The organism is Flavobacterium sp. TSSA_36 (genome assembly GCF_051547165.1).
GTDB lineage: Bacteria > Bacteroidota > Bacteroidia > Flavobacteriales > Flavobacteriaceae > Flavobacterium.
Genome location: NZ_JBPTTP010000018.1, coordinates 1 through 2,886, shown reverse-complemented (window position 1 = coordinate 2,886; position 2,886 = coordinate 1). Strand labels below are relative to the sequence as shown.

Sequence of the window (2,886 nt, the reverse complement as noted above, 5' to 3'; positions counted from 1 at the left end):
TCAAAATTCAAAATCCAAAATCCAAAATTCAAAATTCAAAATCCAAAATCCAAAATTCAAAATCCAAAATCCAAAATTCAAAATCCAAAATTCAAAATCCAAAATCCAAAATTCAAAATCCAAAATCCAAAATTCAAAATTCAAAATCCAAATTCCAAAATTCTCATGGTAGGTTCTTCATCAATCTTTGTGGGGCTTAGTGGCTTCTTTGTGTTTCTTTGTGGTTACAATTTAGGTGCAGATTACTTCGTCTGTTCGCTATCGCTAGGGTCGCTGATTTTTTGGAAGGATGGTGAGGAGCTTAGTGGCTTCTTTGTGTTGCTTTGTGGTTACAATTTAGGTACAGATTCTAGGATTTTTGAAAGGATGATGAGTAGGGAGATTTCTTGGCAAGCTCGGGAGTGATGCCGTTTGCAATGGAAGTAAGTAGTATTTCGATTTTTAACAGCGCATTCTTATGGCAGCTAGTTTCGTTCTGGTTTTCAATAAAGAAATGTCTTATATCTTTTCCGATTCCTTAGAAAAAAAATATATTTGCAACATGAAATTAGCAACTACCTTTATACAAGATTTAGTAGTCCTTACTCCGGATGTTTTTGAAGACCCTCGGGGGTATTTTTTTGAAGGCTATAACAAAAATAAAATGGCGGCCCTAGGGATTGCCATTGATTTTGTGCAAGACAATCAGTCCTTTTCGCAAAGAGGAACTTTGAGGGGCTTGCATTATCAGAATCCGCCGTATGCGCAGACTAAATTGGTGAGAGTACTCCAAGGGGAGATTATGGATGTGGCGGTCGATTTGAGAAAAGATTCTGCCACCTATGGACAGCATTTTGGGATTCGCTTGACGGCGGAAAATAAAAAACAATTGTTGGTGCCTCAGGGTTTTGCTCACGGCTTTTCGGTGTTGAGTGAAACGGCTGTTGTGCTGTATAAATGTGATCAGTTTTACAATAAAGCCAGTGAAGGTGGGATTCGTTTTGATGATCCTACTCTGAATATTGATTGGGGCATGGATTTGAAGGAGGCGATTGTTTCTGAGAAGGATTTGGTTTTGCCTGATTTTGAGCATTGTACTAGTGGGTTTTAAGAGAAGAGGTTAATTGGTTAACTGTGTAATCGTTTAATCGTGTAATCGTTTAATTGTTTAAGGTTGTTTAAAAGTTTAACCGCAAAGACGCGAGGGCGCAAAAAGAAAATTAAAACATAGGAGTCATATTAGTTTTTTACGTTGCGGGGGTGTTATTGAACCATGTAAGGCAATGAAGTGCATATAAGTGGAGTGGTCAGTTGAATAGATTTGGGGAAAGGGTGTCTCGCAAAGGCGCAGAGACGCTAAGGGTTGATTTAGGGGAAGCCACGAATGCACGAATTAATTTGAAAGGATTGTGGGGAGGGATGGTCACGGATATGGAAATTTAAAGATTTAAAGATTCAAAGATTCAAAGATTCAAAGATTCAAATTCCAAAAGCCAACAGCCAAAAGCCAACAGCCACGAATGCTCGAATTAATTTGAAAGGATGGTGGGGAGTGATGACCGCAAATTACTTCGTCTGTTCGCTATCGCTCGGGTCGCAAATTTTTATAGCCACGAATGCTCGAATTATTTTGAAAGGATGGTGGGGAGTGATGACCGCAAATTACTTCGTCTGTTCGCTATCGCTTGGGTCGCAAATTTTTATAGCCACGAATGCTCGAATTAATTTGAAAGGATGGTGGGGAGTGATGACCGCAAATTCGCAAATTTTTATAGCCACGAATGCACCAATTATTTTTGAAAAGAGGGTGGGGAGGAATAGGCACCAATGCTTGACTTGATGCAAATTAATGTGGGTTATAATGTCTAAGATTACAAGGATCTGTTTTTACTAATCACTATTTACTAATTTCTAATCACTATTCACTAGGTACTAAAAAATATATATGGAAAAAATACTGGTTACAGGAGGCAATGGGCAATTAGGGTCTGAATTGCGGGTTTTGTCCACTACTTATTCACAATTCGAATGGGTTTTTACGGATTATCAAGAATTGGATTTGTGTGATTTGGGCAATTTGGTTGGGGCATTATCGACTATTAATCCCCAAATCATTATTAATTGCGCGGCGCATACTGCTGTGGACAAGGCGGAATCCGAGGGTGAATTGTCGGATGTGCTGAATCACCAAGCGGTGCAACTATTAGCGAAATGGAGTGCAGCAAATGAATGTAAACTAGTGCATATTTCTACCGATTATGTGTTTGATGGCACGGCAGCCACTCCTTTGTCGGAAAGCGCCGCTACGGGGCCTATCAATGTGTATGGACAAACGAAACTGGCTGGCGAGTTGGCTTGTTTGCAAGAAAATCCAGAGGCGATTGTAATCCGAACATCCTGGGTGTATTCGAGTTTTGGAGCTAATTTTGTCAAGACTATGTCGAAGTTAATGCAAGAACGCGACACTTTGAATGTGGTCAATGATCAAATCGGAAGTCCAACGTACGCAGCCGACTTGGCACAAGCCATCATGACGATTATTACGCATCCTAATTGGCAAGCAGGCATCTATCATTTTTCCAATGAAGGGGCGATTAGTTGGTACGAGTTTGCCATAGCTGTTCAAGAAATTGGTGGCTTTGACTGCGCCGTAAACGGTATTCCAACTTCGGCTTATCCTACTCCAGCAAAACGTCCACAGTATTCTTTATTGGATAAAAGTAAAATTAAAGCTACTTTTGGAGTGGTAGTGCCAGGATATCGGGAGAGTCTGGTGCAATGCATGCGTTTATTGAAGTAAGAGGCGGGTTATCGGTTGAGGGTTTTCTATGAAGGGGAACCGCGAAGGCGCAGGGCCTCTCGACTTTACTTCGACTTCGCTCAGTATAAACTACTCGAGATGACAGT

Annotated in this window: 3 protein-coding genes; all 3 read left to right on the top strand. The window is 40.6% G+C overall.

The window, feature by feature from the left end; genetic code table 11:
* Positions 1 to 405: hypothetical protein (locus ACSVH7_RS15070; RefSeq protein WP_438067508.1), on the top strand; the 405-nt coding region annotated here is incomplete at its 5' end.
* Positions 406 to 541: 136 nt separating this feature from the next.
* Complete coding sequence (gene rfbC, locus ACSVH7_RS15065; protein ID WP_438067507.1) at positions 542 to 1,090, top strand: dTDP-4-dehydrorhamnose 3,5-epimerase; 549 nt, start codon at positions 542 to 544, stop codon at positions 1,088 to 1,090.
* Positions 1,091 to 1,924: 834 nt separating this feature from the next.
* On the top strand, positions 1,925 to 2,779 hold the full coding sequence (gene rfbD / locus ACSVH7_RS15060) for a dTDP-4-dehydrorhamnose reductase (RefSeq protein WP_438067506.1): 855 nt from the start codon (positions 1,925 to 1,927) through the stop codon (positions 2,777 to 2,779).
* Positions 2,780 to 2,886: the final 107 nt, after the last annotated feature.

Bases quoted from the DNA above. Each gene is read 5' to 3' on its own strand.
- rfbC (WP_438067507.1), top strand. From the start codon at position 542: ATGAAATTAGCAACTACCTTTATACAAGATTTAGTAGTCCTTACTCCG.
- rfbD (WP_438067506.1), top strand. From the start codon at position 1,925: ATGGAAAAAATACTGGTTACAGGAGGCAATGGGCAATTAGGGTCTGAA.